We start from the raw sequence: 1461 nt of genomic DNA, 5'->3' as shown, positions 1-1461 counted from the left end.
TGTACTGCCCCCAAAAGTTTGGACGGATTAAATAATGAAGTTTAAGCGGCTTGAGTTCGGTATTGTACCGGGCTCAAGCCTTTTAATTTGAGTTTTATTCGGTCGTTGTTATAGTAACGGATGTATTTATCAATAGCATTCTTCAGTTCCTTAATGGATGTAAATTGTTGAAGGTAAAACAGTTCTGATTTCAGAATGCTGAAAAAGTTTTCCATTACAGCATTATCCAGGCAATTTCCTTTACGGGACATACTCTGGCTGATCTTGTTGTCTTTCAAAGCCTGTTGCCAGGTTTTCGTCTGGTATTGCCATCCTTGGTCGGAGTGAATAATTAACCCTTTTAATGGGGACATTTTCACTACGGCTTTATACAACATCTTCATGACCATAGGTAAGGTGGCCTGTTCACTTAGCTTATAGCTTACAATTTCTCCATTATACAGATCCAGTATGGGCGATAAAAAGAGCTTTTTACCCCGGACGTTAAACTCCGTTACATCCGTAACCCATTTCTGACAAGGGACTTCCGCCGTAAAATCACGCTCCAGCAGATTGGGAGCAATTTTACCTTGCTGGCCACGGTAAGAGCGGTATTTCTTCACTTTGACCATACTCTTCAGACCACATTCTTTCATGATCCTCCATACTGTCTTATGGTTGATAGAGTAACCGGATTGCCTCAGTGACAGCATAATACGCCTGTAACCATATCGACCCTTATGTGTATGGTAAATACTCCGCACCTGCGACTTTACAGTCGCATATTTGTCCGGTTGATCCAGTTGCCGTAATCCGTAGTAATATGTGCTTCGCGCCATCCCTGCTATTTTGAGCAGCAGTTCCAATGCATATTCCCGCCTTAATTCCCTGATGGCTTTGACCCTTTGCTGTTGCTTTTCTTTCGGGCATTTTCTTCCTGAATTAAGGCTCTCAACTTTTTTAAATACGCATTTTCCGCTCTTAAATACTCCAGTTCCGACTGTAGAGCAGCCAGCTTCTCTTCCGCCGTTTCAGGCGTTTTCTTGGTATACTTTGGTGGTTTGGATGCCATTATACGCTTTTTTCTACCCCTGGTTTCCTCTAACAGGCCCGTTGGGCCATACTGTTCATATTTCTTTAGCCAGCGCCCAATCGTACCACTTTTAGGAATGCCAAACAGGATCGCTGCCTGCCTTAAAGATAAATGGTTTTTCAACATGTGCTTAATCACTCCGATCTTAAATGAACCTTCATAAGTCCCGTGACGCAAGGTTAAACCCTTCCTTCCTGCTTTTCGGTAGTAATCAACCCAAGATTGAACGGTGGCCTTCGAACCACCAATACGCTGCGCGGCAGCCTTAGCTGATTCCATCCCTTTCAGTACACGGCGTACTACCACCAACTTCTCCTCAAAACTGAACTTTGTTCGTCTATCCATAAAAAATGCCCCCTAAAAGTGTCCAACTTTTTGGGGGCACTACA

Annotated in this window: 1 protein-coding gene; it reads right to left on the bottom strand. The window is 43.5% G+C overall.

Annotated elements, in window-relative coordinates; genetic code table 11:
- Positions 1 to 41: 41 nt before the first annotated feature.
- Positions 42 to 1417 (bottom strand): IS3 family transposase gene (locus J7I43_RS24615; RefSeq protein WP_378108841.1). Its coding sequence is split into 2 segments (ribosomal slippage): positions 42 to 943 and positions 943 to 1417, totalling 1377 coding nucleotides; the frame shifts between segments, so codons are not numbered across the junction.
- Positions 1418 to 1461 lie beyond the last annotated feature (44 nt).

Source organism: Chitinophaga chungangae, assembly GCF_017742215.1.
Taxonomy (GTDB): domain Bacteria; phylum Bacteroidota; class Bacteroidia; order Chitinophagales; family Chitinophagaceae; genus Chitinophaga; species Chitinophaga chungangae.
This window is presented reverse-complemented; position numbering and strand designations above follow the sequence as displayed.